Annotated in this window: 22 protein-coding genes, 1 tRNA gene and 1 pseudogene; 10 read left to right on the top strand and 14 right to left on the bottom strand. The window is 66.7% G+C overall.

Annotated elements, in window-relative coordinates; all coding sequences use genetic code 11:
- The first annotated feature begins 47 nt into the window (after positions 1-47).
- The 4 genes from ABIB51_RS17100 (at position 48) to ABIB51_RS17085 (ending at position 3769) form a co-directional block, all read left to right on the top strand.
- The gene (locus tag ABIB51_RS17100; protein WP_354190124.1) at positions 48-917 is read left to right on the top strand and encodes an Fpg/Nei family DNA glycosylase; all 870 of its coding nucleotides are present in this window, start codon (positions 48-50) and stop codon (positions 915-917) included.
- 126 nt (positions 918-1043) lie between these two features.
- A complete protein-coding gene (locus tag ABIB51_RS17095; protein ID WP_354190239.1) occupies positions 1044-1661 on the top strand; it encodes an adenylate kinase in 618 nt (205 codons plus the stop codon).
- Between the two features lie 1332 nt (positions 1662-2993).
- On the top strand, positions 2994-3245 hold the full coding sequence (locus tag ABIB51_RS17090; RefSeq protein WP_354190122.1) for a hypothetical protein: 252 nt from the start codon (positions 2994-2996) through the stop codon (positions 3243-3245).
- A 338-nt stretch (positions 3246-3583) separates the two neighbouring features.
- The gene (locus tag ABIB51_RS17085) at positions 3584-3769 is read left to right on the top strand and encodes a hypothetical protein (protein WP_354190120.1); all 186 of its coding nucleotides are present in this window, start codon (positions 3584-3586) and stop codon (positions 3767-3769) included.
- Between the two features lie 552 nt (positions 3770-4321).
- Here ABIB51_RS17085 and ABIB51_RS17080 read toward each other — a convergent pair.
- From ABIB51_RS17080 to ABIB51_RS17035, 10 genes are all read right to left on the bottom strand, one after another.
- Positions 4322-4395, bottom strand: a tRNA-Pro gene (locus ABIB51_RS17080).
- A 150-nt stretch (positions 4396-4545) separates the two neighbouring features.
- Entirely contained in the window at positions 4546-6096 is a 1551-nt protein-coding gene (gene der, locus ABIB51_RS17075; RefSeq protein WP_354190118.1) for a ribosome biogenesis GTPase Der, read from the bottom strand.
- Positions 6093-6830: a lysophospholipid acyltransferase family protein gene (locus tag ABIB51_RS17070; protein ID WP_354190116.1), complete on the bottom strand. Its 738-nt coding sequence runs from the start codon at positions 6828-6830 to the stop codon at positions 6093-6095. Before ABIB51_RS17070 ends, der begins: the two co-directional genes overlap by 4 nt.
- The gene (gene cmk / locus ABIB51_RS17065) at positions 6823-7551 is read right to left on the bottom strand and encodes a (d)CMP kinase (RefSeq protein WP_354190114.1); all 729 of its coding nucleotides are present in this window, start codon (positions 7549-7551) and stop codon (positions 6823-6825) included. Before cmk ends, ABIB51_RS17070 begins: the two co-directional genes overlap by 8 nt.
- Positions 7551-8660, bottom strand: coding sequence for a prephenate dehydrogenase (locus ABIB51_RS17060; RefSeq protein WP_354190112.1), 1110 nt, complete (start codon positions 8658-8660; stop codon positions 7551-7553). The genes cmk and ABIB51_RS17060 overlap by 1 nt, the downstream gene beginning before the upstream one ends.
- Position 8661: 1 nt before the next feature.
- Entirely contained in the window at positions 8662-9924 is a 1263-nt protein-coding gene (locus ABIB51_RS17055) for a pseudouridine synthase (RefSeq protein ID WP_354190110.1), read from the bottom strand.
- Positions 9925-10034: 110 nt separating this feature from the next.
- Positions 10035-10688 carry an SMC-Scp complex subunit ScpB gene (gene scpB, locus ABIB51_RS17050; RefSeq protein ID WP_354190237.1) on the bottom strand — a complete coding sequence of 218 codons (654 nt, stop codon included), beginning with the start codon at positions 10686-10688 and terminating at the stop codon, positions 10035-10037.
- 47 nt (positions 10689-10735) lie between these two features.
- Positions 10736-11650 carry a segregation and condensation protein A gene (locus ABIB51_RS17045; protein ID WP_354190109.1) on the bottom strand — a complete coding sequence of 305 codons (915 nt, stop codon included), beginning with the start codon at positions 11648-11650 and terminating at the stop codon, positions 10736-10738.
- An 8-nt stretch (positions 11651-11658) separates the two neighbouring features.
- The gene (locus tag ABIB51_RS17040) at positions 11659-12558 is read right to left on the bottom strand and encodes a ParA family protein (protein WP_354190107.1); all 900 of its coding nucleotides are present in this window, start codon (positions 12556-12558) and stop codon (positions 11659-11661) included.
- Positions 12559-12865: 307 nt separating this feature from the next.
- Entirely contained in the window at positions 12866-14221 is a 1356-nt protein-coding gene (locus tag ABIB51_RS17035) for a cation:dicarboxylate symporter family transporter (RefSeq protein ID WP_354190105.1), read from the bottom strand.
- A gap of 140 nt (positions 14222-14361) precedes the next feature.
- On the opposite strand from ABIB51_RS17035, the gene ABIB51_RS17030 reads away from it, so the two are divergent.
- Positions 14362-16017 (top strand): sensor histidine kinase, encoded by a 1656-nt coding sequence (locus tag ABIB51_RS17030; protein ID WP_354190103.1) that lies wholly within the window; start codon positions 14362-14364, stop codon positions 16015-16017.
- A complete protein-coding gene (locus tag ABIB51_RS17025) occupies positions 16014-16733 on the top strand; it encodes a response regulator (protein WP_354190102.1) in 720 nt (239 codons plus the stop codon). Before ABIB51_RS17030 ends, ABIB51_RS17025 begins: the two co-directional genes overlap by 4 nt.
- An 80-nt stretch (positions 16734-16813) precedes the next feature.
- On the opposite strand, the gene ABIB51_RS17020 is transcribed toward ABIB51_RS17025, so the two are convergent.
- Positions 16814-18715, bottom strand: coding sequence for a propionyl-CoA synthetase (locus ABIB51_RS17020; RefSeq protein WP_354190100.1), 1902 nt, complete (start codon positions 18713-18715; stop codon positions 16814-16816).
- A gap of 173 nt (positions 18716-18888) precedes the next feature.
- Between ABIB51_RS17020 and ABIB51_RS17015 the strand changes: the two genes are divergently transcribed.
- From ABIB51_RS17015 to ABIB51_RS17000, 4 genes are all read left to right on the top strand, one after another.
- Positions 18889-19548, top strand: coding sequence for a GntR family transcriptional regulator (locus tag ABIB51_RS17015; protein WP_354190098.1), 660 nt, complete (start codon positions 18889-18891; stop codon positions 19546-19548).
- Entirely contained in the window at positions 19541-21061 is a 1521-nt protein-coding gene (locus ABIB51_RS17010; protein WP_354190096.1) for an MmgE/PrpD family protein, read from the top strand. The genes ABIB51_RS17015 and ABIB51_RS17010 overlap by 8 nt, the downstream gene beginning before the upstream one ends.
- On the top strand, positions 21061-21963 hold the full coding sequence (gene prpB, locus ABIB51_RS17005; protein ID WP_354190094.1) for a methylisocitrate lyase: 903 nt from the start codon (positions 21061-21063) through the stop codon (positions 21961-21963). The genes ABIB51_RS17010 and prpB overlap by 1 nt, the downstream gene beginning before the upstream one ends.
- Before the next feature lie 63 nt (positions 21964-22026).
- On the top strand, positions 22027-23166 hold the full coding sequence (locus tag ABIB51_RS17000) for a bifunctional 2-methylcitrate synthase/citrate synthase (RefSeq protein ID WP_354190092.1): 1140 nt from the start codon (positions 22027-22029) through the stop codon (positions 23164-23166).
- 86 nt (positions 23167-23252) lie between these two features.
- Here the strand turns inward: ABIB51_RS17000 and ABIB51_RS16995 are convergent, their stop codons facing one another.
- From ABIB51_RS16995 to ABIB51_RS16985, 3 genes and pseudogenes are all read right to left on the bottom strand, one after another.
- Positions 23253-24128, bottom strand: coding sequence for a hypothetical protein (locus ABIB51_RS16995; protein WP_354190090.1), 876 nt, complete (start codon positions 24126-24128; stop codon positions 23253-23255).
- 103 nt (positions 24129-24231) lie between these two features.
- Positions 24232-24720 carry an 8-oxo-dGTP diphosphatase gene (locus tag ABIB51_RS16990; protein WP_354190088.1) on the bottom strand — a complete coding sequence of 163 codons (489 nt, stop codon included), beginning with the start codon at positions 24718-24720 and terminating at the stop codon, positions 24232-24234.
- Between the two features lie 119 nt (positions 24721-24839).
- Positions 24840-25152: pseudogene (locus ABIB51_RS16985) on the bottom strand (hypothetical protein); the annotation flags it as partial.

The raw sequence follows: 25152 nt of genomic DNA, 5'->3' as shown, positions 1-25152 counted from the left end.
AAAGCGCCAGCCCGGGTCCCGCCGGCAAAGCCGGAAGGGGCTAGGCCATGCCCGAACTCCCGGAAGTTGCGGCCCTGGCGGAATTCCTGGCCGAACACCTGCGCGGAGCTGTTGTGACGAAGGTCCAGATCGCCTCGGTGGCAGTGCTCAAAACGGCGGATCCCCCTTACTCCGCGCTTGAGGGCCGGGCCGTATCGGGGGCGCGCCGTTTGGGCAAGTTCGTCAGCCTGGATGCCGACGGGCTGCATCTTGTCTTCCATCTGGCGAGGGCCGGCTGGGTCCGCTTCACCGACACTCCCACCGATATCCAGCTGAAAATGGGCAAAGGCTACATCGCGGCGCGGCTGTCCTTTTCCAGCGCTGCCGGCCCGCTCGGCCTGGACCTGACCGAGGCCGGCACGAAGAAGGGCCTGGCGGTGTACGTGGTCCGGGATCCGCAGGACGTTCCCGGCATCGCGGCGCTCGGACCGGACCCGTTCAGTCCGGGGTTCGACGTCGACACCCTGGCGGAGATCCTCGGTTCCAGTTCCCAGCAAATCAAGGGCGTCCTGCGGAGCCAGAGTGTGATCGCCGGCATCGGGAACGCCTACAGCGACGAGATCCTGCATGCAGCCAAAACGTCGCCCTTCGCCATCGCCAGGTCATTGGACCGGGACGCGGTCCAACAACTTTACGACGCCATCCACAGCGTCCTCGGAACAGCGCTGCTGGAAGCGCAGGGCAAAGCGCCCAGTGAGCTCAAGGACGCCAAACGGAGCCACATGCGCGTCCACGCCCGGACCGGCGAACCATGCCCGGTGTGCGGCGACACCGTGCGCGAGGTCTCCTTCGCCGATACGGCCCTGCAGTACTGTCCGACGTGCCAGACCAGGGGGAAGATCCTGGCGGACCGCCGGACGTCAAAGTTCCTGAAATAGGGGCCGGGTGTCGGGCTTGCAGGAAGCCCCCGTCGTCGTTCTCGCATCCCTTGCGTCGGCGCCTCCCGGCGGTCACGATACGAGGGCACCTAAACGGCGTCCGAGGGAGTTGGCTGAACGATGCGCATGCTGATCATGGGTCCCCCGGGGTGCGGCAAGGGCACCCAGGCCGAACGTCTGTCTGGGCGCCTCGACATCACCGGAGTGTCCACCGGCGAGGTCTTCCGCGACCACGTGAAGAACCTGACGCCGCTGGGCCGGGAAGTCGTGCGGCATCTGGACGCGGGCGATTTCGTGCCCGACACCCTGACGAACCGTGTGGTGCGTGACCGCCTTAACCAGAATGACGTCAGTGCCGGGTTCCTCCTGGACGGGTATCCCCGGAACACGGCACAGCAGGCTGAACTCGACGTCATCCTCGCCGCCAACGGGCAAGAGCTGGATGTTGCGGTCCAGTTGAGGGTTGACGACGCCGAACTGGTCCGCCGGATGCTCCACCGCGCCACGCTGACCGGGCGCAGCGACGACGCCGAGGACGTCATCCGGCACCGCTTGGAGCTCTACCAACACGAGACTGAGCCGGTGGCCGCTGCGTACTCACAGCGCGGGATTCTCCTGAGCGTCGACGGTATGGGAAGCGAGGATGAAATCTTCGAACGACTGCTGGCGGCACTCCGTGCCTCCTTCCCGGCGGTCATACCCGATGCCACGCCGGCCACGGGAGACGGAACGACGCCGGGCTGAATGACCCTCCAACAGCTTCGGCCGGATAAAGAGTACAGGCCGCCTCCGGATTTCTCCGGAATCGGACTTTGACCGGCCACTCTGAGGAATCAGGGTGCCAACAGCGCACACACATCAGTGACGGAGCCGGGGCCGGTAAGCCCTCCCGTTCGCATCCGTCGGTGCATTGAGATCCCAATCCACCCGGCCCACGGTGAGGAACAGTCCCGGGGTTCCAGAACCAATGGGAACTTCGATCAGATTTCTTCCTGGCGCCGTCATTTGAATGTCGCCAGACGGGTTAAGTTTCATTGTCACGGAGCCGCTCACGACGTAGCGGACCACCTTCGAAGCCGGCCCGGGACCTGTCAGGGTCACGGTCGCGCCAGGACCAGTGCCGATCAAGACTTTCACGGGAGGGTGAACGGCCTTTTCCACCAAGGCAGGCTGATGAATGTGCTCTTGCCCGTCTGCTGGGCGTCTAAGACGAAGCCTGGGCAGTCGTATTGATACGGTGTCGGGTCGTTGCGCGTGGGCGGTTCGGCAATTGCCGGCCCTATCCCGGTCAGAAGTCCAGCGGCTAGTGCGACGGCAAGAGAATCCGCTTCATGAAGTTACTCCCTGTGTGGCGGGCGAATAAGTCCCCCCATTGGTTCGGGACAATTCCCTGACTGACTTGAACGCCTGCGAGTTCTGGCGTCCGCTCAGCGGCGTAAACAAGGGCCGCCACGGGTTGACCCGGATAACTGGGGCATTGCAGTATTGTCCGACCTGCCAGACCAAGGGGAAGATCTTGGCGGACCGCCGGACGTCAAAGTTCCTGAAATAGCGGCGCCGGTTCAGCCGCCAGCGCGGGTTCCCCGCCGCCGGACAAATGCGGCACGGATCGGACGGGCAAGCCAGACCAGGGCACCAGCCAACAGGACTCCGCCGACTGTGAGGACGAACGGCAGCGGGCCTACGGACCCTGCGGTGGATGCCTGCGATTCTGACGCAGCGACCGGTTCGGACGGCCTTGCGCTCGAACCGGGAGTCGCCGTGGTCTCCGGTGCAGGGGTTGATGACGGTGCAGCGGCCGATGACGGACCAGCGTCGGGAGTCACCGGCGCTTCCGCCGGGATCGCCGCGTCGACCGGGGACTCGACGGCGGGATAAGGGCCGGTCGCCCCTGGGGCCGAGTCGAACTGAACGCCGGTCAGCGGGGCTTGGACCGAGGCCTGCGATTCGACGTTTCCGTTGCCGGACGTCGCCGTAGCGGTGGTCGTGGCGGTGGCCGACGGGGTCGTCGTCGGAGTCGGAGACGCGGTAGCGGTAGCGGTAGCCGTCGGAGACGCGGACGGGGTCGGAGACGCCGTGGCCGTCGGAGACGCGGACGGGGTCGGAGACGCCGTGGCCGTCGGAGACGCCGTGGCCGTAGCCGTTGCCGTAGCGGTTGCCGTTGCCGTAGCAGTGGCCGACGGGGTCGCCGTCGGAGTCGGAGACGCTGTAGCGGTAGCCGTCGGAGACGCGGACGGGGTCGGAGACGCGGTGGCCGTCGGGACGGGAGTTGAACCCAAGGCGCCAGGTTGCACCACCGCTGTGGGGGCCGATCTCCGGACAACGTAGAAGTACCCAAGCCTGATCCCGGTGACCCTGACAGTCAGCGTCTTGCCAGCGTCCGACCACGTCACAACGTAGCTGGACCCGTAGGCACGACCGGAACCGGACCACGAGTAGCTCAGTTTCAGCGGCGACGGGCCCAGGTGCCGAGGTCCATGGTCAGGGTCGACCCGACCCTGACGGTGCCGGTGATCGTGGGGGTGGACCTAACCAGCGCTCCCTTGATGACCACCGCCGTCGGAATCGACGTTCTGGAGTCGGTCGCGTAACCGGTCCGGGACGCAGTCACCCGGACCGTGAACGTCGCCAACAGGTCAGAAGCAACCGGAACGTAGGTCGCACCCGTGGCCCCAACGACCGCCACACCGGAACGGAACCACTGGAAGCCCAACGTCACCGCGGCGGCCCCGCCCCTCCCCGGGACCGCAGTCAGCGTAGACCCCACACTCGCCGTCCCGCTGATCGTCGGAACCTCCCAGCCCGCAGCCACCGGCGCAGTGGCGGCCGAGGTCCTGGTCACGGTGGTGTAACCCGTCCGGGACCCGGTGACCCGGACCGTGAGGGACGCAGCGGCGTCCCTGGCAACAGGAACATACGTGGATGCGGTCGCCCCAAGGATGGCCACGCCCGAACGGTACCACTGGTATGTCAACCTGACCCCGACAGGATCGGAACTGCCCTCGTCGACAGGACCCCAGACGCCCGGATCCGCCGTCAAAGTTGACCCCACCTCAGCGGTCCCCGTAACCGTCGGGACCGGCGAACTACGGAACGCAGCCGCTGCGACTGGGATCCCGAGGGGATGAACGATGCTTTGCCCGGGCGGTTAGTAAGCTTTCGCCGGCAGCGCCCCTGCCAAGAGCGAAGTAAGAGTTAGAGACAGAGCCGCAGTTAGGGCAATGGGCACAGCAACGGTAAAGCCTTTCAAAGTTCCCCCGAGGATTTGAAGCAATCAACTTTGCCGAAGTCTAACTGCAATTCTGGGCCGAACTTGCAAGGTGCGCAGTGCGTGCAGCCGGAGGCAAAAAGAAAAACCGCCCCACCGCCAGGATGATTCCCGGTGATGGAGCGGTTTCTATGGGTCGGGCTGACAGGATTTGAACCTGCGACCCCTTGACCCCCAGTCAAGTGCGCTACCAAGCTGCGCTACAGCCCGTTAGTTCCGCCGTTCTCCGCCTCGATGCCATTCCCTGTATATCCAGGAGATTTCATCTCTGCAGTCCGGCCGAACCACCTCCAAAAGCTTACACGATCTTGGAGGGTGCCCGTGACATTTTCCGCATGTCACGGGCAGTGTGTGTCCTAATTAACGCTTCTTGCCGCGCTTTTCGCGGACGCGCATGTTGACCTCGATCGGGGTGCCCTCGAAACCGAAAGTCTCGCGGAGCCGGCGGGTGATGAAGCGGCGGTAGCCCGGATCCAGGAAACCGGTAGTGAACAGCACGAACTTCGGCGGCCGGCTGGAGGCCTGGGTGCCGAAGAGAATGCGGGGCTGCTTGCCGCCCCGGACCGGGTGCGGGTGTGCCGCGACAAGTTCGCCGAGGAACGCGTTGAGGCGTCCGGTCGGGATGCGCTTGTCCCAGCTTTCCAGCGCGGTGTCGAGGGCCGGGACGAGCTTGTCCTTGTGCCACCCGGTCAGCGCCGAAATGTTGACCCGCGGCGCCCACGCAACGTGGGCAAGGTCCTGCTCGATCTCACGTTCGAGGTAGGTGCGGCGTTCGTCGTCGAGCAGGTCCCACTTGTTGAACGCGAGGACCAGTGCGCGGCCGGATTCGATCGCCAGCTGCAGGATGCGGACGTCCTGCTCGCTGAGGACTTCGTCCACGGCGAGGAGCACGACGGCGACCTCGGCCTTTTCGAGCGCACTCTGGGTCCGGAGCGAGGCGTAGAAATCCGCGCCCTGGGCCATGTGCTGGCGGCGGCGGATGCCGGCAGTGTCGACGAAGCGCCAGGTCCGGCCGCCGAGTTCGATGAACTCATCGACCGGGTCCCGGGTGGTGCCGGCGGTGTTGTCCACCACCACGCGCTCGGAACCGGCAAGCTTGTTCAGCAGCGAGGACTTGCCGACGTTGGGCCGGCCGATCAGTGCGATGCGGCGCGGACCGCCGGAGCGCTCCAGGCCTTCGATCGTGGAGAACTCGGGAAGAGTGTCCATGACGTGGTCCAGCAGGTCGGCGACGCCGCGGCCGTGGAGCGCCGAAACCGGGTAAGGCTCGCCGAAGCCGAGGCCCCAGAGCGTGGCCGAGTCTGCTTCCTGCGCAAAGTCGTCCACCTTATTGGCCACCATGATGACCGGCTTCTTGGACTTGCGGAGCATCTTCACGACGGCTTCGTCCGTGGCCGTGGCGCCGACGGCGGAGTCGACGACGAACAGCACGGCGTCAGCGAGTTCTACGGCCATCTCGGCCTGATCGGCAACGCGGGCGTGGATGCCGCGGGCATCGTGCTCCCAGCCGCCGGTGTCGACGACCGTGAAGTTCCGGCCGTTCCAGGTGGCCGAGTACATAACGCGGTCACGGGTGACGCCGGGGGTGTCTTCCACGACCGCTTCGCGGCGGCCGAGGATGCGGTTGACCAGGGTGGACTTGCCGACGTTCGGACGGCCGATGATGGCCAGCACGGGATCCAGCTTGACCGGACCGTCGAAGTCCTCGTCGTCGTAGCCGCCACTCAGGAGCGCGGCGTCTTCCTCGTCGAGTTCGTAGTCGTCCAGGCCGGCCCGGAGGGAGGCCGCCCGGAGCTCCGCTTCGTCGTCGTCCAGGGCGGCGAGATGCTCAGCTACCTGGTCCGTGCCGGTGGGCGTGTATTCGTCTTCGCCGGCGCCAAAGTTGCCGGAGGTTTGAGTCGTATCGCTCATTGCACTTTCCTTAGATGGTGATCTGCCGGCGTCCCGGCTACTGCTTCATGACGTTCTTGCGGGGAATCCGCGTCGGGCAAGGGCTGCCCACTGTATGTAATGGAGTCTTGGACATGCCTGGCCAGCGCGGCGCGGATCTCGGTTCCCGCCCTGTCCATTGAAACACGGCCGGTCTCACCCGGCCGGCGGCTGACATTGAGGGCCCCGCCGAAGCTGACGTGCAGCCGGCGGCGCAGCCGCGGGACGGCGTCCAGGTGCTCGTCGCCGACCCGGGTGCCGAGGATGGCCACGGGGACCACGGTGGCACCGGAGTTCAACGCGAGCCAGGCGACTCCGTTGTTGATGGCCGCCGCCTCGCCGCTCCCCCGCGTTCCTTCGGGGAGGATCCCCACGCACCGTCCGGCGGCGAGAACCCGCTTGGCTGTCTGCAGCGCCGCACGGTCGCCCGCACGGTCGACGGCGAGCTGGCCGGAGGCCGTGAGCACCAGGCCGAGGAAGCCGGTGAACAGCTCCTTCTTGACCAGGATGTGCATGGGGCGAGGTGCGGCGCCGAACATGACGGGTCCGTCCAGGAAACTGATGTGGTTCCCAGCGAAGATCACCGGGCCGGTGGCCGGAACGTTGGCCCGCCCGGTCACCGAGGTCCGGTAGGCGACGTGGTCCAGCAGCCAGCCCACGGGCCGGCTCCAGGCCGTTGTCCACCGCCCCGGCACTGCCGGCTGCGGCTCAGTCACCCTTGGTGACCTTGTGGTTGATGACGCGGTCCACGATGCCGAGCGCAGCGTCGACGGTCTGGGCGAAGTCCAGGTCCGAAGAGTCCAGGGTCACCACGCCGTCGGCCGCCTGGGTGAAGTTCACCACGGTGGAGTCCCTGGCGTCGCGCTGGGTCACCTGGGCGGCGAGCTGCTCGGCGTTCTGGCTGCCGCCAAGCTGGATCCCCCGGCGGCGCAGGCGCGCCTCCTCGCTCGCGGTGAGGAGCATCCGCACTTCGGCTCCCGGGGCGACGACGGTGGTGATGTCACGCCCCTCGACCACCATGCGGCGGTGGTGGTGCTCGATCAGCTCACGCTGGCGGCGGATGAGTTCGGTGCGGGCGCCAAGCGTGGTGGCCACGGCACTGACGGCCGCGGAGATCGCCGGCTCCCGGATTGCGAGGGTGATGTCGACGCCGCCGACGCGCACGTACTCGTCCTGCGGGCTGGTGCTGATCTCCAGCGGGAGGTTCTCTGCTGCAGCCTCAACCGCGGCCGCGTCATCCAGGTCGGTCCCGGCATCCAGGCAGAACCAGGTCAGGGCGCGGTACATCGCGCCGGTGTCGAGATAGGCAAGCCGGAGCCGCCGCGCGACTTCCTTGCTGACGCTGGACTTGCCCGATCCGGACGGTCCGTCGATAGCCACGACAAGGCTTTTTCCGGGGCGGACAACGTCCACCGTTTCTATGAGTTCCTGGGTCATTACTGGAGTACCCGCCATCCGCGATCGTTGAGGGCTTCGATTAATAGGTCATGTTTGTTCGGCAGTACGGAGATTTCCACCATGCCGACGTTCTGGCCCGAGGAGTGGTCCAGGCGGAGGTCCTCGAGGTTCACGCCGATCTCGCCGATCTCCGTGAGGAGCCTGGCGATCTGGCCGGGGGTGTCATCCACCAGGACCGTCAGCCAGGAGTAGGCCTGCGGCGGTCCGCCGTGCTTGCCCGGAATACGGGACTGTCCCGCGTTGCCTTCGCTGATCAGCTGGGCCAGGTCGAGCCGGGCGCCGGGGGCGGTCGGGTTCTCGAGCGTGCCGATCAGGCGGTTGAGGTCCTCGCGGACCCCGTTCAGGATCCCGACAACCTTGCCCGCGTTGGCGCCAAGGATCTGCACCCAAAGGGTTGGATCGCTGGCCGCGATGCGGGTCACGTCGCGCAGCCCGTTCCCGGCGAGGGAGAGCGCATGCGGCGGCGTGCCCTGCAGGCGGCTGGCCACCAGCGAGGACATGATCTGGGGCAGGTGCGAGACCAGGGCCACGGCCTCGTCATGTTCTTCGGCCCCGAATTCGGACACCACCGCGCCAAGATCCGTTGCCAGCGACCGCCCCGTCTGCAGGGCTTCGGGCGACGTTTCCGCCGAAGGGCACAATACCCAGGGCATCGAGGTGAACAGCTCACCGCGGGCGGCTACCGGACCGGACTTCTCCCGGCCCGCCATGGGGTGGGTCCCGACGTAGCGGGCGAGATCGGCCCCGCGGGCCCGGAGGTCGGCCTGGATGCCGGCTTTCACGCTGGCGATATCGACCACCGCGGACTGCGGGTATTCCGTCAGGGCCTTGGCAACCACATCGGCGGTGACATCCGGCGGAGCGGCCACCACCACGAGTTCAGGCTGTTCCCCGTCGAGGCGCGCCAATGGCAGGCCGGCGCCGATGTCGACGGCGACGGCCTGGTTGGTGGGTGAAGGATCGGAGAGGAATACCGAGACCCCGCGGCCCCGCAGCCCCAGCCCGATGCTGGTGCCGAGCAGTCCCGTCCCGACGACCACCACCGGGCCATTCAGGTGGCCGCGGCCGTGGGTACGAAAAGCGGACATGCTACAGCCCTACGGATGCCAGCAGATGGCCGACTTCCTGCTTGCCAAGGTTGCGGATGCTGCCCTGGCGCTGGTCTCCCAGGCCGATGGGGCCGACCTTGACGCGGACCAGACGCAGCACCGGGAAGCCGACGGCGTCGAAGAGACGCCGGACAATCCGGTTCTTGCCCGAGTGCAGAATGACTTCGATCAGCACGTGGCCCGGGGTCGAGTCGACGAGCTTGAAGGAATCGACCGAGGCGATGCCGTCCTCGAGTTCGACGCCGGCCTTGAGCTCGGCACCGATGCCCTGCGGGAAGGGCCCGCGGACCTGCACGAGGTAGGTCTTGGGCACTTCGTAAGAGGGGTGCGTCAGGCGGTTGGCAAGTTCGCCGTCGTTCGTCAGCAGCAGCAGGCCCTCGGTGGCGACGTCGAGCCGGCCCACGTGGAAGAGCCGTTCGCCGTGGCTGTTCCGGACGAAGTCGCTGATGCAGGGACGCCCGTCCGGGTCCTCCATGGTGGAGACAACGCCCTTGGGCTTGTTGAAGACCATGTAGACCATGTTCTCGTCCAGCTGGATGCGGAGACCGTCGACGTGGATCACGGCGGTCTTCGGATCCACGCGGACACCGAGCTCGGTGACGACCTGGCCGTCGACCTCGACGCGGCCTTCGGCGATCATTTCTTCGCAGACACGCCGTGAGGCGACGCCGGCCGAAGCCATGACCTTCTGGAGGCGGATGCCGTCCTGGTCGTGCAGCTCGGACTGGGGCACCTCGGCGCGCGGTCCGCGCTTGCGCGCGGGCTTGCGCACGGGGCCAAGGTTCTGGCCGAAGCGTTCGCTGCCGAAGGCGCGGGGGCCCGCGAACTTGGCGGCGCCGGTACGCGGCTTGGGCTTGAGGGCACCGGGGGTGCCGGGTGACTTGCCGAAGCCGGGCTTGCGGGCGGCAGCCTTGCGGGCTGCTTCCTTGCCGGAGGGCGCCTTTGACTTCCAGTCCCCGGATGCCGGGCGGCCTGCCGCCGGCGCGCCATCGGGACCCTGCAGGTCAGGATCGATGAATGCCTCTTCGCGGGGCTTGGGGTGCTTGAAGGGGCGGTCTCCGCCGCCCTTGAATCCGGCTCCACCGGTGCGGCTTGAACCGCCCTGTGCGCCGCGGCCTGAGCCCTGCGCCGGGTTTTGTCCGGCCTTGTTTTGTCCGGCCTTGTTTTGTCCGGCCTTGTTTTGTCCGGCACTGTTACGTCCCGAACTGTTACGTGGTGAACCCTGGCGTCCCGCCTGTGTCATGACCCGTCCTTCGTTTGTTGGCCGACGGCCGCTGTCTCCCGACAACACCCGCCGACGGGGCAAAATGATTCCGCCCTGGTGGATACTCGTGTGCAGGCAGTTGTTCCTGCCTACATTCTTCCAGCGTCGTAAAACTCTTCGATGCCTTCAAGCCCCGGAAGATGGGGTGAAAGCTGCGGCAATTCCGCCACCGAGCCGATTCCCATCCGCTCCAGGAAATACGACGTCGTGCGGTACAGGATGGCCCCGGACTCGGGATCTGTTCCCGAATCCTCGATCAGCCCGCGCTGCGTCAGCGTCCGCACGACAGAGTCAACATTGACTCCTCGAATTGCAGACACCCGCGCCCTTGATACGGGCTGGCGGTAAGCGATGACGGCGAGCGTTTCGAGCGCCGCCTGCGTCAGCCTGGCTGTCTGTCCTTCCAGCACAAATCCGCCGACGATATCGGCGAATTCAGCGCGGGAATAGATCCGCCAGCCTCCGGCGATATTCCGCAATTCAAAACCCCGGGCGGTGGCGCTGAAGCCGTTGAAACTGGCATCGTCCACATCCGGGGCATTAACAGTATAACCGTTATACTCCCGCTGCAGTTCCTCCAGTAGACCCTCGACGACGTCGACCGTCAGGTTCAGCCCTGCCGCCAGCCCGGTGGCGGTGGCCGGCTCGTCGATCACCATCAGCACGGCTTCGAGGGCTGCGCGGGCGCCGCCGGGCAGGCCGGCGACGTCGGGTCCGGCGTCCTCGGCCGCGGGGCGTGGCAGTTCGTCGGCTCCGGCCGCTGCCCGGGACGGCCCGGAACGTGTCTCACTCAAGGCTGATCCTCATATTCTTCGCTCAGGTTTCCGCTGCTCCAGTTGTCTCCGCCGGCCGTCCAGTGGACGGTCAGGTCCCCCAGCGGCAGCAGTTGGTCGAACGCCACGGCGCGGTCCCGGAAGAGTTCCAGCAGCGCCAGGAACCGTGCCACCACGACGAGGGTGGACTCGGCGTCGGCGATGAGTGCCCGGAATGTGAGCGGATTGCCCAGGCGCAGGCGCTCACCGAGCAGTTCGGCCTGCTCTTTGACACTGACCGGGCTGCCGTGGAGATGCGCCAGGCCCACCTCGGTGGGGGCAGCTTCCTTGGGCTTGAGGGCTGCCTCGGCCAGGGCGGCGAACTGTTGCGGGGTGTGCCTCCAGACAAGGTCCGGGAGCATCGCGGCGAAGTGATCCTCGAGCGCAACCTGGCGCGGGTAGCGGCGGGCCTCAAGTTCTAGGGTGGACTCCATCATTCCGGCGACGTGCTTGAAGGCCTTGTATTGCAGGAGCCGGGCGAAGAGGAGGTCGCGGGCTTCCAGCAGCGCGATGTCCTCGTCGTCTTCAACCTCGCCGGCGGGCAGCAGCCGGGCCGCCTTGAGGTCCAGAAGCGTGGCGGCGATGACCAGGAATTCGCTGGCCTCATCCAGGGCCCAGTCTTCCCCCAGCGCCTGCAATCCCTTGATGTATTTGATGAATTCGTCGGTGACCGTGGAGAGCGCCACCTCGGTGATGTCCAGCTGGTGCTTGGAGATCAGGCCGAGCAGGAGGTCGAAGGGCCCGGTGAAGTTGACCAGCCTGACCTCGAAGCCGGGCTTTTTCGCTGCCGGCGCGCTGGCGGCAGCCTCCCCGGCAGCGGCCGGCAGCTCAGCCGGAAGTTCCAGCTCAGCCGGCATTTCCAGCTCCGCTGTGGGAGCGCCCGACTCTGCCATGGACCTGGCTAGGGCGCGCCGCCGCGCGAAATGAGTTCTTTGGCGAGGTTGCGGTAGGCGTCGGCGCCGATGTGGTTGCCGGCGTACGTGGTGATGGGCTCGGCGGCCACGGTGGCGTCGGCGAACTTGATGGAGCGCTTGATGACGGTCTCGAAGACCTTGTCGTCGAAGGCTTCCACTAGGCGGGAGATCACTTCGCGGCTGTGCAGGGTGCGGGCGTCGTACATGGTGGCAAGCACGCCGTCCACCTGGAGCCGCGGGTTCAGGCGGTCCTGGACCTTGTCGATGGTCTCCACGAGGAGCGCCACCGCACGCAGGGCGAAGAATTCGCAGATCAGCGGGATGATGACGCCGTGGGCGGCGGTCAGCGCGTTGACGGTGAGCAGGCCGAGCGAGGGCTGGCAGTCGATGAGGACGACGTCGTAGTCGTCCTCGACTTTCTTCAGCGCCCGGTCGAGCACCTGTTCCCGGGCTACCTCATTGACCAGCTGGACTTCCGCGGCGGAGAGATCGATATTGGCCGGAAGCAGATCCACGTTCTCGACACCGGTCTTGTGGATGGCATCCCGGATGTCGACCTTGCGGTCCATAAGGACGTTGTAGACCGTGAGATCGAGTTCGTGCGGGTTGATGCCGAGGCCCGCGGACAGCGCACCCTGCGGGTCGAAGTCGACGAGCAACACCCGGCGGCCGTATTCGGCCAGCGCGGCAGCGAGGTTGATGGTGGACGTGGTTTTGCCCACCCCGCCCTTCTGGTTGACCATGGCGATAACCCGCGCGGGGCCGTGGGATGACAGCGGCGCGGGTTCCGGAAAGACGCGGTGAGGGCGCCCGGTGGGGCCCATGACGGCGTCTTCCAGATCGAGTTCTGTGCCTTCCAGAGTTGCTGAACCCTGTTCGCTGCTCACGTATCTATCCACACTTTCGATGACGGTGATTGTCGTGCTTGATGTTGCTGCCCGCTTGATGTACCTGGCTGCTTAATATTCCTGCCCTGGACTTCCAGCGCCGATCTTATTCCTTCCAAGGCTACAGCGCCCGACACGGTATTCCACGGACCTTGACAGCGGGCCTTAACTGAGCCTCAACCTTCTGGTAGAAGTCGAAGGTGCTGTGGAACCGCGAAAAACCGCCCGCACGCTGGTCTGCGTCCGGGCGGTCTATTCTCTGGTCAACGCGGCCGCTGCTGCAGCGCGGTGGCAGTGAAGCTGGTGGTCAGGCGTTCACGGGAACCGGGCGGACCGGCTCTGCGGGTTCCTCGTGGACGGCATGTCCGGCGATCATGGTCTGTTCGTTGAAGGGCTCGCTGCCGGAGAGGACACGCTCGACCTGTCCGCCGTCGATCTCCTTGACCCAGGTGCCGATCAGCACGGTGGCCACGGCGTTGCCGGTGAAGTTGGTCAGCGCCCGGGCCTCGGACATGAAGCGGTCGATGCCGACGATCATGCCCACGCCGCCCAGAAGCTGCGGCGCATGCGCCTGGAGTCCTGCGGCCAGGGTGGCCAGGCCGGCACCGGTGACACCGGCGGCGCCCTTGGAGGCGATGATCATGAAGATCAGCAGGGAAACCTGGGCGCCCAGGTCCAGCGGGGTGCCCATGGCGTTGGCCACGAAGAGTGAGGCCATGGTCAGGTAGATGGCAGTGCCGTCGAGGTTGAAGGAGTAGCCGGTGGGGACGGTGACGCCGACGACCGGCTTGGACACGCCGAGGTGTTCCATTTTCGCGATCAGGCGGGGCAGCGCGGCCTCGGAGGAGGACGTGGAGAAGATCAGCAGGTATTCGCGGCCGAGGTATTTCATGAGCCGGAAGATGCTGACGCCGGCAACCACCTTGAGCAGCCCGCCGAGGATCACGACGATGAACAGGGCACAGGTGACGTAAAAGGCGCCCATCAGGGTCGCCATGCTGATGATGGCCTGGAAGCCGGTGGCACCGACGACGGCGGCGATCGCACCGAAGGCTCCGACCGGGGCCAGCCACATGATCATGATCAGGATGCGGAACACGAGGGCCTGGCCGTGGCCGACGGCCCTGAGGATCGGGGCTCCCTGCGGGCCCATCTTCTGCAAGGCGAAGCCGACCAGGATCGCGGCGAGGAGGGTCGGCAAGACGGGAATGTCGCCCGGGATGATGCCAAGCAGGAAGTCGACCGTGCTGTCGGTGGCCGCCTTCTTGTTCGGGTCGTAGGGGGCGAGTTTGAGGCCCTCGCCCGGGTGGATCAGGTTGCCGACGACCAGGCCGATGGCCAGCGCGAAGGTGGACATCACCATGAAGTAGGCCAAGGCCAGGCCGCCGACCTTGCCGACCGTGGCCGCCTTGGCGATGGAACCGATGCCGAGGACGATGGTGCAGAAGATGACCGGGCCGATCATCATCTTGATGAGTTTGATGAAGCCGTCGCCGAGCGGCTTCAGGGACTTGCCGACCTCGGGGAACAACAGCCCGACCAGGGCGCCGGCGATCACGGCAACGATGACTGCGATGTAAAGGTAGTGGGACTTGTCCAGTCCCTTGCGCTTCTTGACCGGCGTCGCGGCCGGTGCCGCTGACTCTCCTCGTTGAGAGGCCATGGTGTTCTCCTTGGATAGGCTGGACATTGATGCGGCACAGGCTGTGGGCCCCATCACGTCCGTTCTTGTGTGTACCCCCATCATTGGTGACGGGGTGACGCGCATCACCCTTGCGTTCATATTGGTCATGGAAGGTGCTGATGATCCACCGCTGGAGCATCGCCCGCAGGCTCTTTGTGGCCCATCTGCTGTTTATGGTGGCGCTGACGGCCATCGTCGGCACTGCCACCTTCGTTGACGCGCGCGACCACGCCTACGAGGAGGCCGGCCGCCGGATGGCCGGCATTGCCGTCACTGTGGCCGACACCCCCCTCGTGCTGGAGGCGGCGAGCGCCGCCGATCCGTCGGCGGTGCTCCAGCCGTATGCCCTGAAGGTCATGCAGGATGCGGATGCGGATTTCATCACGATCATGGCCCCGGACCGCACCCGGTGGACCCATCCGCGGGCTGAGGAACTGGGCAATCCGTATATCGGGTCCATCGATGCGGCCCTCAATGGCCAGGTGTTCACGGAGGTCGTGGCCGGCACCCTCGGGCCCTCGGTCCGCACCATCGCCCCGGTCAAGGATGCCGACGGCACCGTGCGGGCCCTGGTGGCGGCGGGGGTGACGGTCCGGACCGTGGACATTGCGGTCTCCGGCAGGCTGCCTGCGCTGCTGGCAATCGTCGTGGCGCTGCTTGCGGGCGGATCAGTGGCGTCCTGGCTGCTGGGCCGGTACCTGCGCCGGGTGACCCGCGGCTGGGGTCCCGAACAGCTCGCCCAGCTCTTCGCCTATTACGAATCGGTGCTGCATTCCGTGCGCGAGGGCGTGATCCTGATCGATTTGAAAGGCCATGTGGTCATGTACAACGACCAGGCCGCGGAACTCCTGGGGCTGACGAAACGCTCCCCCGGCGGCGGCACGGAATCCCCCGGCTCCCCGGCGGAGGGACGGCAGGCAGCCCCGTCCCTGGCGGACCTGCCACTGGCGCCGAGCCTCAAGGAACTCTTCGAATCGGGGCGGACCGCGCTCGACGAGATCCACCTGACCGGCTCCCGGATCCTGGTGGTGAACCAAGGCCCGGCGGTGGGCCCCGGACCTGCCGCGGCCCGCCAGCGGGAGGCGGTCTTCGGCACGGTCGCCACCATCCGGGACCGCACAGAAATCGAATCGCTGGGCAGCGAGCTGGAAACCATGCGCACACTCTCCGACGCCCTCCGTGCCCAGACCCACGAGCATGCCAACCGGCTCCACACGATCGTCTCGCTGATGGAACTGGGACGGGCGCCGGAGGCCCTGGACTTCGCGACCAAAGACCTCGAGCTCAGCCAGCGGCTGACGGATGACCTCGTGAGCTCCATAGAGGAACCCGTACTCGGTGCCCTGATCATGGGCAAGGCAGCGGAAGCGCACGAACGCGGTGTCGAACTGCTCCTCACCACCGGCGGCTCCACGGCGGTGACCGGGCTGGCCGTCCAGGACCTGGTGGCCATCCTCGGGAACCTGCTGGACAACGCCATTGACGCCGCCGCCGAAGCACCGGCGCCCAGGCTCGTTGAACTGTCGGTCCAGACCACCGCCGCGGCCCTCGAGATCATGGTCGAGGACAGCGGCCCGGGGATCGACCCGGAAGCTGTGGAAGACGTCTTCCGCCACGGTTTCAGCACCAAGGCGCCGGGGCCGTTCGGGCGGGGTCTGGGCCTGGCTTTGGTCCGCCAGGCCGTGCACCGCCTGGGCGGTACCATGACAATCACCAGCCCGGCCGGAGCACTGTTCCACGTCACACTGCCGGTCACAACAGAGGGACAGTCATGAGCGATATCCGGGTGCTCGTCGTAGAAGACGAACCGATCGCCGCAGCGGCCCACGCCGCCTACGTCGGCAGGCTGGACGGTTTCACCCTGGCCGGTTCCGCGCCCGACGGGCAGTCGGCCCTGCGCCTGCTGACGGAATTCGCGGCCGCGGGCAACCCGGTGGAGCTGGTCCTGCTGGACATGAACCTCCCGGATCTGCACGGGCTCGACATCGCACGACGGATGCGGGCCTCCGGCCTCTTCGCGGACATCATCGCCATCACCGCCGTGCGGGAACTGAACATCGTCCGCAGCGCGGTGGCCACCGGCGTCGTCCAGTACCTGATCAAGCCCTTCACGTTCGCAACGTTCGCGGACAAACTGGCCAGCTACCGGCTGTTCCGGGAACAACTGGCCTCGTCCGCGACGGGGACTGCCGGGCCCGGCGCCTCCCAGAGTGACGTGGACCAGGCCTTTGCGAGCCTACGGGCACCGTCCGAGCTGCCGCTGCCCAAGGGTCTGGCCCCGTCCACGCTGGAATCCGTTCAGGAATTCGTGAAACTGCAGACCGGGGCAGTGTCAGCCAGCGAGGTGATGGCCGCGCTCGGCATGTCCCGGGTCACCGCCCGTCGCTATCTCGAGTACCTGGCCGACGCCGGCACCGTCTCCCGCGCGGCGCGCTACGGCGCCCCCGGCCGGCCGGAGAACGAATACCGCTGGACCCGGCCGCCGTCGTAAGCCTGCCGCTCCCCGGTGGTTCCTGTCACCGAGGTGACACTTGGCGGCAACGATTCCCGGGGGCAAAGTCCCGCCAAGTGTCATCTCGGTGCGGGACCGGGGCGCAGGGATTCGAGCAGTTGCTCGATCACGCCGGCGTCCTCGATGGTCGAGGGCACCACGTACTCTTCGCCGTCGGCGATCTGGCGCATGGTCTTGCGCAGGATCTTTCCTGACCGGGTCTTGGGCAGGGCTTCCACCACGGTGACGTGCTTGAAGTCCGCCACCGCGCCGATGTCCCGCCGGACCAGGGCAACCAGGTCCTTGGCCAGGAGTTCCGGGGAGATGTCCACCCCGGATTTGAGCACCACGTAGCCGCTGGGCCGCTGGCCCTTGAGCGGGTCGGCGATGCCGATCACGGCGCATTCGGCCACCGCCGGATGCTGCCCGATCACCTGTTCCATGGCGCCGGTGGAGAGCCGGTGTCCGGCCACGTTGATGATGTCGTCCGTGCGGCCCATGACGAAGAGATAGCCGTCCTCGTCCCGGTAGCCGGAGTCACCCGTGGCGTAGTAGCCCTCGAACGCCTGGAGGTAGGAGGACACGTAGCGTTCGTCGTTGCGCCAGAGTGTGGCCAGCGTTCCCGGCGGCAGGGGCAATTCCAGGACGATGTTGCCTTCCGTGCCGGCCTCTACGTCCCCGCCCGAGCCGTCGACGACGTTGAGCCGGAAGCCTGGCATCGGGACGCTGGGCGAACCTGCCTTGATGGGCAGTTCGGCCATGCCGCGAGGGTTGGCGCAGATGGCCCAGCCGGTCTCCGTCTGCCACCAGTGGTCCACGACCGGAACGCCGAGGGTCCGGGAGGCCCAGTGGAAGGTGTCGGTGTCCAGCCGCTCGCCGGCCGCGAACAGGGTGCGCAGGCTGGAAATGTCGTACTTTTCCAGGAGCTTCGCCTCGGGGTCGGCCTTCCGGATGGCACGCAGCGCGGTGGGCGCGGTAAACAGCACGTTGACCTTGTGGTCCTGCACCACCCGCCAGAACGCGCCGGCGTCGGGTGTTCCCACCGGTTTGCCTTCGTAGAGGACGGTGGTGGCGCCGGCCAGCAGCGGCCCGTAGACGATGTAGGAGTGCCCGACGACCCAGCCGACATCGGAGGCGGTCCACATGACGTCGCCGGGGCCGACGTCGTAGATGTTTTCCAGGGTCCAGCTGAGCGCCACGGCATGGCCGCCGTTGTCCCGCACGACGCCCTTGGGGGTGCCGGTGGTGCCCGAGGTGTAGAGGATGTAGAGCGGATCCGTGGCCTGGACGTCGACCGGCCCGGCGGGCTCGGCGGAGGCTATCTCGGTGTCCCAGTCCAGCCAGCCGGCGTGCCCGGCCACCGTGGAGTCGAAGCCTTCCCGGGACTTGACCAGCACGGGGGTCCCGGGTGCTCCGGCCAGTTCCAGGGCCTCGGCGACGGCAGGCAGGTATTCGATCCGGCGGGAGGGCTCGATGCCCCCGGATGCGGTCACCACAGCTGCCGGGGCGGCGTCGCGGATTCGGGCGGCCAATTCCTTGGGGGCGAATCCGCCGAAGACCACGGAGTGCACTGCGCCGAGCCTGGCGGTGGCAAGCATCGCGATCGCGGCCTCGGGGATCATCGGCATGTAGATCACCACGCGGTCGCCCTTGCGGACACCGTGGCTGCGCAGGACGCCTGCGAACCGGGCCACGAGCTCCGTGAGTTCCGCATAGCTGTAGCGCTGCTGGGTGCCGAGCATCGCGGAGTCGTAGATCAGGGCGTCCTGTGCACCCCGGCCTTCCGCGACGTGCCGGTCCAGCGCGTTGTAGGAGGTGTTCAGGATCCCGTCCGGAAACCAGCCGTAAAGCGGAGCGCGGCTGGAATCCAGTGCCTGCCGCGGCGGAGTCGACCAGGAGACCTTGCGTGCGGCCTCCAGCCAGAATTCCGAGGGCTGTTCCAGGCTGCGCCCGTAGCTGTCCCGGTAGCTCTTGATATCCATAAAATACATCCCGTCCACGACGTTGTGATGGAGCTCATGGTAGCCCTGCCAGCGTGCCCGACACAAGGCTTTTGTATACAAAAACCTCTCTTCGGCAGAGAAATCCGGCTGTTACTGGGCTCACAGCCGTTCCGTGTATACACTGGACATTGTCAGCCAACGAAGGAGCCAGGATGCGTGCCAGCGACAAAGCCTACGCGGCCCTTCGCGACGACATCATCGAGTGGCGCCTTCTGCCCGGTACGGTGCTCGCGGAGGTGGAGCAGTCCGAGCGGCTGGGCATCTCCCGCACCCCGCTGCGGGAGGCCCTGAGCCGGCTCACGGCGGAGGGGCTGACGACGGCGGCGGGCGGCCGGGGCGTCGTCGTGACCGACATTTCGCTTGAGGACATCGACGAACTCTTCGAACTGCGCGAAACCCTCGAGGGGAAGGCCGCAGCCCTCGCCGCCGAACGCGGAGACCCTGAGACCTTTGAGCAGCTCCGGCGCGAACTGCTGCAGGCCCCCGGGCTGATCGGCGGCCAGGATCCGGCCCTGCACGACTACTACGGGCTTGTCGGACGGCTGGACGCCGCCATCGACGCAGCGATCTCCAACTCCTACCTGGCCCAGGCGATGCGCAGCCTGCGCGTCCATCTGGTCCGGGTCCGCAGGCTGGCGGCCGACGACGCGGCCCGGCTCACGGCCGCCGCCGCCGAGCACGCCGCCATCGCCGAGGCGATCGCGGCCGGCAACCCCCGGCTGGCCGAGGCCGCCACGACGCTCCACCTGCACCGCAGCCTGTCCCACGTCAAAGCCACCCATACACCTCACCAGAAGGAGCACCATGGTTAAGGAACACCACGTCCGCGTTTACAAGAGCGAGGAAAACCTGGGCCGCGAGGACCAGCTCGCCTACAAGATTGCAAAGGTGGCCGCCGATCCCGTGCCGGTTACCGACGAGGTCACCGACATGGTGATCAACCGCGTCATCGACAACGCCTCGGTGGCCATCGCCTCCCTGAACCGCGCGCCGATCGTCGCCGCCCGTGCGCAGGCACTGACCCACGGCCCGAGCACCGGCGGCAAGGGTTCGAAGGTCTTCGGCATCGAGGAGCGCGTCTCCCCCGAATGGGCCGCCTGGGCGAACGGCGTGGCTGTCCGCGAACTCGACTACCACGACACGTTCCTCGCCGCGGACTACTCGCACCCGGGCGACAACATCCCGCCGATCCTGGCCGTGGCCCAGCACGTCGGTTCCAGCGGCCAGGACCTGATCCGCGGCATCGCCACCGGCTACGAGATCCAGGTCAACCTGGTCAAGGCCATCTGCCTGCACAAGCACAAGATCGACCACGTCGCACACCTGGGCCCCTCCGCCGCCGCCGGCATCGGCACCCTGCTGGGGCTCGACGTCGAGACCATCTTCCAGTCCGTCGGCCAGGCCCTGCACACCACCACCGCCACCCGGCAGTCCCGCAAGGGCGAGATCTCCACCTGGAAGGCCCACGCCCCCGCGTTTGCCGGGAAGATGGCCGTCGAGTCCGCGGACCGTGCAATGCGCGGCCAGACCTCCCCGGTGCCGATCTACGAAGGCGAAGACGGCGTAATCGCGTGGATGCTGGACGGTCCGGAGGCCAGCTACACCGTGCCGCTGCCCGTAGCCGGCGAGGCCAAGCGCGCCATCATGGACACCTACACAAAGGAACACTCGGCCGAATACCAGGCCCAGGCCTGGATCGACCTCGCCCGCAAGCTCCACGGCGAACACCCCGAGGTCACCGACCCGGCCAACGTGGCGTCGGTGCTGATCAAGACCAGCCACCACACCCACTACGTGATCGGCTCCGGCGCCAACGACCCGCAGAAGTACGATCCCACGGCCAGCCGCGAGACGCTGGACCACTCGATCCCGTACATCTTCACCGTCGCCCTGCAGGACGGCTCCTGGCACCACGTCGATTCCTACGCCCCGGAACGCGCCGGGCGTGCGGACACCGTGGAACTCTGGCACAAGGTCACCACGGTCGAGGACCCGGAATGGACCCGGCGCTACCACTCCCTCGATATCGCCGAGAAGGCCTTCGGCGGTTCGGTCGAGATCACCCTGACGGACGGCACCGTCATCATCGATGAGATCGCCGTCGCCGACGCCCACCCGCTGGGCGCCCGGCCGTTCGCGCGGGAGCAGTACGTCAACAAGTTCCGCACGCTCGCCGCAGGCCTCGTCGCCGACGAGGAGATCGACCGCTTCCTCGACGCTGCCACCCGGCTCCCCCAACTCGCCGCCGGCGAGCTGGACCAGCTCAACATCAAGGCGGCCGACGGCGTGATCAACCCCGCCGCCGCTCCGAAGGGACTCTTCTAATGCTGTATTCGAAGGTCACACCGGAACAGAAGCGGATCCGGTTCCGCGAACTGCTGGCCTCCGGCACCATCGCCCAATTCCCGGGCGCGTTCAACCCGCTCTCCGCCCGGCTGATCGAGGAGAAGGGCTTCGCCGGGGTCTACATTTCCGGTGCGGTCCTCGCCAACGACCTCGGCCTGCCGGACATCGGCCTGACCACCCTCACCGAGGTGGCCACCCGGGCCGGTCAGATCGCCCGGATGACCGACCTGCCTGCGATCGTCGACGCCGACACCGGCTTCGGCGAGCCGATGAACGTGGCACGCTCCGTCCAGGAACTCGAGAACGCGGGCCTCGCCGGCTGCCACATCGAGGACCAGTTCAACCCGAAGCGCTGCGGCCACCTGGACGGCAAGAATGTTGTGGACCTGGACACCGCCACCAAGCGGATCCGGGCCGCGGCCGACGCCCGGCGCGACCCGAACTTCCTGATCATGGCCCGGACCGACATCCGCGCCACCGACGGGCTGCAGGCCGCCCAGGACCGCGCCAAGGCACTCGTGGAAGCCGGAGCGGACGCCATCTTCCCTGAGGCCATGAAGGACCTGAGCGAGTTCCAGGCGATCCGGGACGCCGTCGACGTGCCCATCTTGGCCAACATGACCGAATTCGGCCAGAGCGCCCTGTTCACGGTCGATGAGCTGGCCGGCGTCGGGGTCAACATGGTCATCTATCCGGTGACGCTGCTCCGTAGTGCCATGGGCGCTGCGGAGCGTACTCTGGAATCGATTAAGGCCGACGGAACGCAGGAGGCACAGGTTGGAAGCATGCTGACCCGTGCGCGTTTGTATGACCTCGTTGACTACGAGGCCTACAACCGCTTTGACACCGGGGTCTTCAATTTCCAGATTCCCGGTCAGTGACCCAAACACCGGACTTCCGGCTCCGGCCGGCACAACAGGCGACAGGAACAAAGGAGTTTCAGCATGGCTGAACAAGAGATCAAGAAGGGCCTCGCCGGCGTCGTAGTGGACTACACCGCCGTCTCCAAGGTCAACCCGGACACCAATTCATTGCTCTACCGCGGCTACCCTGTTCAGGAACTGGCCGCCAGGTGCAGCTTCGAAGAAGTCGCCTACCTGCTCTGGAACGGCGAACTCCCCACCCCGGAGCAGCTGGCCGAGTTCACGGCACAGGAACGCGCCGGACGCCCGCTGGACCCGGTGGTCAAACAGGTGATCGACGCGCTGCCGATCACCTCCCACCCGATGGACGTCTGCCGGACTGCTGCCTCCGTCATGGGGGCACGGCACCCGCTCGCCGAGGATTCCTCGCGCGAAGCCAACCTGGCCAAGGCGCTTGACCTGTTCGCCGCGATGCCGGCCGTCGTGGCCTACGACCAGCGCCGCCGTCACGGCCTGGACCTCGTGGAGCCCCGCGACGATCTGGGGTACGACGCCAACTTCCTCTGGATGACCTTCGGCGAGGAAGCCGTCCCCGAAGTAGTCGACGCATTCAATGTCTCAATGATTTTGTACGCCGAGCACTCCTTCAATGCCTCCACGTTCACGGCCCGTGTCATCACGTCCACGCTCTCGGATCTGCATTCGGCCGTGACCGGTGCCATCGGCGCGCTCAAGGGCTCGCTGCACGGCGGAGCGAACGAGGCCGTCATGCACACCTTCGACGAGATCGGCATCCGGCCGGAGGAGTCGTTGGAGGAGGCAGCCAGCCGGGCCAAGGCCTGGATGGAAAACGCCCTGGCCCAGAAGAAAAAGGTCATGGGCTTCGGCCACCGCGTTTACAAGCACGGCGACTCCCGGGTGCCCACCATGAAGGCGGCCCTCGACAAGATGATCGCCCACTACGGCCGCCCCGAACTGCTGGGCCTGTACAACGGGCTGGAATCGGCCATGGACGAGGCCAAGGCGATCAAGCCGAACCTCGATTATCCGACCGGTCCCACCTATCACCTCATGGGTTTCGACACCGCAACCTTCACTCCCCTGTTTGTCGCCAGCCGCATCACCGGCTGGACCGCACACATCATGGAGCAGCTGGACGCCAACTCGCTGATCCGTCCGCTGAGCGAATACAACGGCGTCGAGGAACGGCACCTGCCCTAGTCCTTCAGCCTCAGGTATGTACGACGGCGGGCCGGTCACCTTTCATAGGTGACCGGCCCGCTCTCTTGTGCCTGGCCGGACCGCGCCTAGCCTGCCTTGATTTTCAGGGACGTGATCATGCGTTTGGCGTTCAGGTATTCGGAGGTCTGCATGTACGCACGCGCCTCGTCCAGCGAGCCGAAGCTCTTGGCCCCCTTGCGGTTGCCGTTCTCCGCGGTACCGCCCGCGTTGACCTGGAAAGCGTCGGCAAAGGAGTACAGGGGCGACTCGGCCGGCCCGCTGACCACGTTGTAAAACATGCAGGTCTTGCCGTCCCTGCCTGCGGCACTGCTTGTGATCCCGTACGAGGCGGTGACGCTGGCGGGTTCCTGCAGGGCGCGGAAAGTGAAACGGGGTGTAATGGTGCCGGCCGCCGCTGGGTTGTACGGCAACTGGAGCTCCATCGAATCCAGGACGCTGTAGGGAACGGGGTTCTCGCAGGCCCCGCCAATTCCACCCGCAGGCCCGTAGTGCAGCGAGGCCACTACCGTGCCGGCTGCATCCGACACATCGACGTCGACGGCAGCGGCGCCCGCAGCGCCCGGCGGCGACGCAACGTTCCAGGCTGCCGGATACTCGAAGGTGACCTTCCCGCCGGCGCTGGTGAACGTCCGCCATTCGCCGGCTAGGGCTGCGGCAGGCGCCGGCACGGAAACTGATGGCGCGACACTCGGAGTCGGCGTGACCGTCATCGACGCGAACGCGGTTGGCGGCGTCACACCCCCTGCGCTGTCTGCCGGCCCGGGGGCTGAGCCGAGGTTGCCGGCCGCCAGCATACCGCCGGTGACCGCGGCGGCGGCGATGGCCACAAAGACGGCCACCCGGGGCCACCGGCGACGGGTGGCGGCCTCCGCGGCGGAGTCCTGCGTCATTCCGTCGTCGCTGAAAACTCGTCCCGTGGTGTTGTCCTTCGTCGATTCCATGCCTGTCCCCCGCTTCCGTCGGCGTTGCGGGCAGCGCCTGCCGTCAGGCCCGCCGTGTCCTGAGCTGAAGGCTCCCTGTATTACCACCGGCGGGGGCCAACGGTTACATCCACGGCGAAAGCTTTTCGATCGATGCCACGGTCTCGTTGTCATCCTTGAGGACAACCATGATGTCGAGCAGCTCGCCTGCCAGCGCCTTCGGAAGCCAGTGCTCCGCGTCCTGCCACATCCGCTCCAGCGGCAGCGACGCGGCGTCGAACCACTCGGGCGTGATTTCAGGGCTTTCCGCGGGCTCGCCTTCCCACCGTCTGGTGGTGAAGAGCCGGCATGACATGTTCAGTTCGGGCCGGGTGGGAAAGATGAATTCGATGACACCCGCGTGGGCCAGGTCTTCCTGGAGCACCACGAGGCCGGCCTCTTCCCAGACCTCGCGGACCACGGCCTCGGCATCGCTCTCCCCCGGCTCCACGTGGCCGCCGATGCCCACGATCTTGCCGATGCCGAAGCCGGTCCTTTTCAGGCCCAGCAGCACCTCGGTCCGGCTCTCCGCGTCACGGAGCAGGAAGCAGAGGGTGACTGGCGTGAGCTTCATGTGCTCCACCCTATAGCTGCGGCAGGGTACCGAACTGTCCCGTTGAGGGTGTCTTCTTACGCGGACGAGCAGGGATTGGGATTGAGGCTTGCATTGCCGAACGGGCCACTGCTGGTCTATCAGGCGCACTGAAGTAGGAAGCCCTCCGCCTGAGGGTCATCGAGGGGCTCTGCCCAGAACTTATCGTCAGTGTCCAACGCGGTATCCATTGCGGGCAATGCGTGCCCGGCCACGAAGGAGTGCCACTCCGGGAAGGGGTCCGGAGGCTGTTTCGATTCGGGGTCCTGGTACGGGTTCTGGCCGGGGTCCTCGGTGGCCAGGGTGTGGTGCGGTAGGTGGGGTGGTTCCCAGTCCTGGTGTTCGCTGGGGTAGTGCCGGCCTGAGGGTGAGGTCCAGCCTGGTGGTTTGTGTTTGCTGGCTCCGGATGGTGTC

This window comes from Arthrobacter sp. UYCu712 (assembly GCF_040547005.1).
GTDB lineage: Bacteria > Actinomycetota > Actinomycetes > Actinomycetales > Micrococcaceae > Arthrobacter.
This window is presented reverse-complemented; position numbering and strand designations above follow the sequence as displayed.

Bases quoted from the DNA above. Each gene is read 5' to 3' on its own strand.
- ABIB51_RS17100 (WP_354190124.1), top strand. From the start codon at position 48: ATGCCCGAACTCCCGGAAGTTGCGGCCCTGGCGGAATTCCTGGCCGAA.
- ABIB51_RS17095 (WP_354190239.1), top strand. From the start codon at position 1,044: ATGCTGATCATGGGTCCCCCGGGGTGCGGCAAGGGCACCCAGGCCGAA.
- der (WP_354190118.1), bottom strand. From the start codon at position 6,096: ATGAGCGATACGACTCAAACCTCCGGCAACTTTGGCGCCGGCGAAGAC.
- cmk (WP_354190114.1), bottom strand. From the start codon at position 7,551: ATGACCCAGGAACTCATAGAAACGGTGGACGTTGTCCGCCCCGGAAAA.
- ABIB51_RS17060 (WP_354190112.1), bottom strand. From the start codon at position 8,660: ATGTCCGCTTTTCGTACCCACGGCCGCGGCCACCTGAATGGCCCGGTG.
- ABIB51_RS17055 (WP_354190110.1), bottom strand. From the start codon at position 9,924: ATGACACAGGCGGGACGCCAGGGTTCACCACGTAACAGTTCGGGACGT.
- ABIB51_RS17045 (WP_354190109.1), bottom strand. From the start codon at position 11,650: ATGGCAGAGTCGGGCGCTCCCACAGCGGAGCTGGAAATGCCGGCTGAG.
- ABIB51_RS17035 (WP_354190105.1), bottom strand. From the start codon at position 14,221: ATGGCCTCTCAACGAGGAGAGTCAGCGGCACCGGCCGCGACGCCGGTC.
- ABIB51_RS17030 (WP_354190103.1), top strand. From the start codon at position 14,362: ATGATCCACCGCTGGAGCATCGCCCGCAGGCTCTTTGTGGCCCATCTG.
- ABIB51_RS17025 (WP_354190102.1), top strand. From the start codon at position 16,014: ATGAGCGATATCCGGGTGCTCGTCGTAGAAGACGAACCGATCGCCGCA.
- ABIB51_RS17020 (WP_354190100.1), bottom strand. From the start codon at position 18,715: ATGGATATCAAGAGCTACCGGGACAGCTACGGGCGCAGCCTGGAACAG.
- ABIB51_RS17015 (WP_354190098.1), top strand. From the start codon at position 18,889: ATGCGTGCCAGCGACAAAGCCTACGCGGCCCTTCGCGACGACATCATC.
- ABIB51_RS17010 (WP_354190096.1), top strand. From the start codon at position 19,541: ATGGTTAAGGAACACCACGTCCGCGTTTACAAGAGCGAGGAAAACCTG.
- prpB (WP_354190094.1), top strand. From the start codon at position 21,061: ATGCTGTATTCGAAGGTCACACCGGAACAGAAGCGGATCCGGTTCCGC.
- ABIB51_RS17000 (WP_354190092.1), top strand. From the start codon at position 22,027: ATGGCTGAACAAGAGATCAAGAAGGGCCTCGCCGGCGTCGTAGTGGAC.
- ABIB51_RS16995 (WP_354190090.1), bottom strand. From the start codon at position 24,128: ATGGAATCGACGAAGGACAACACCACGGGACGAGTTTTCAGCGACGAC.
- ABIB51_RS16990 (WP_354190088.1), bottom strand. From the start codon at position 24,720: ATGAAGCTCACGCCAGTCACCCTCTGCTTCCTGCTCCGTGACGCGGAG.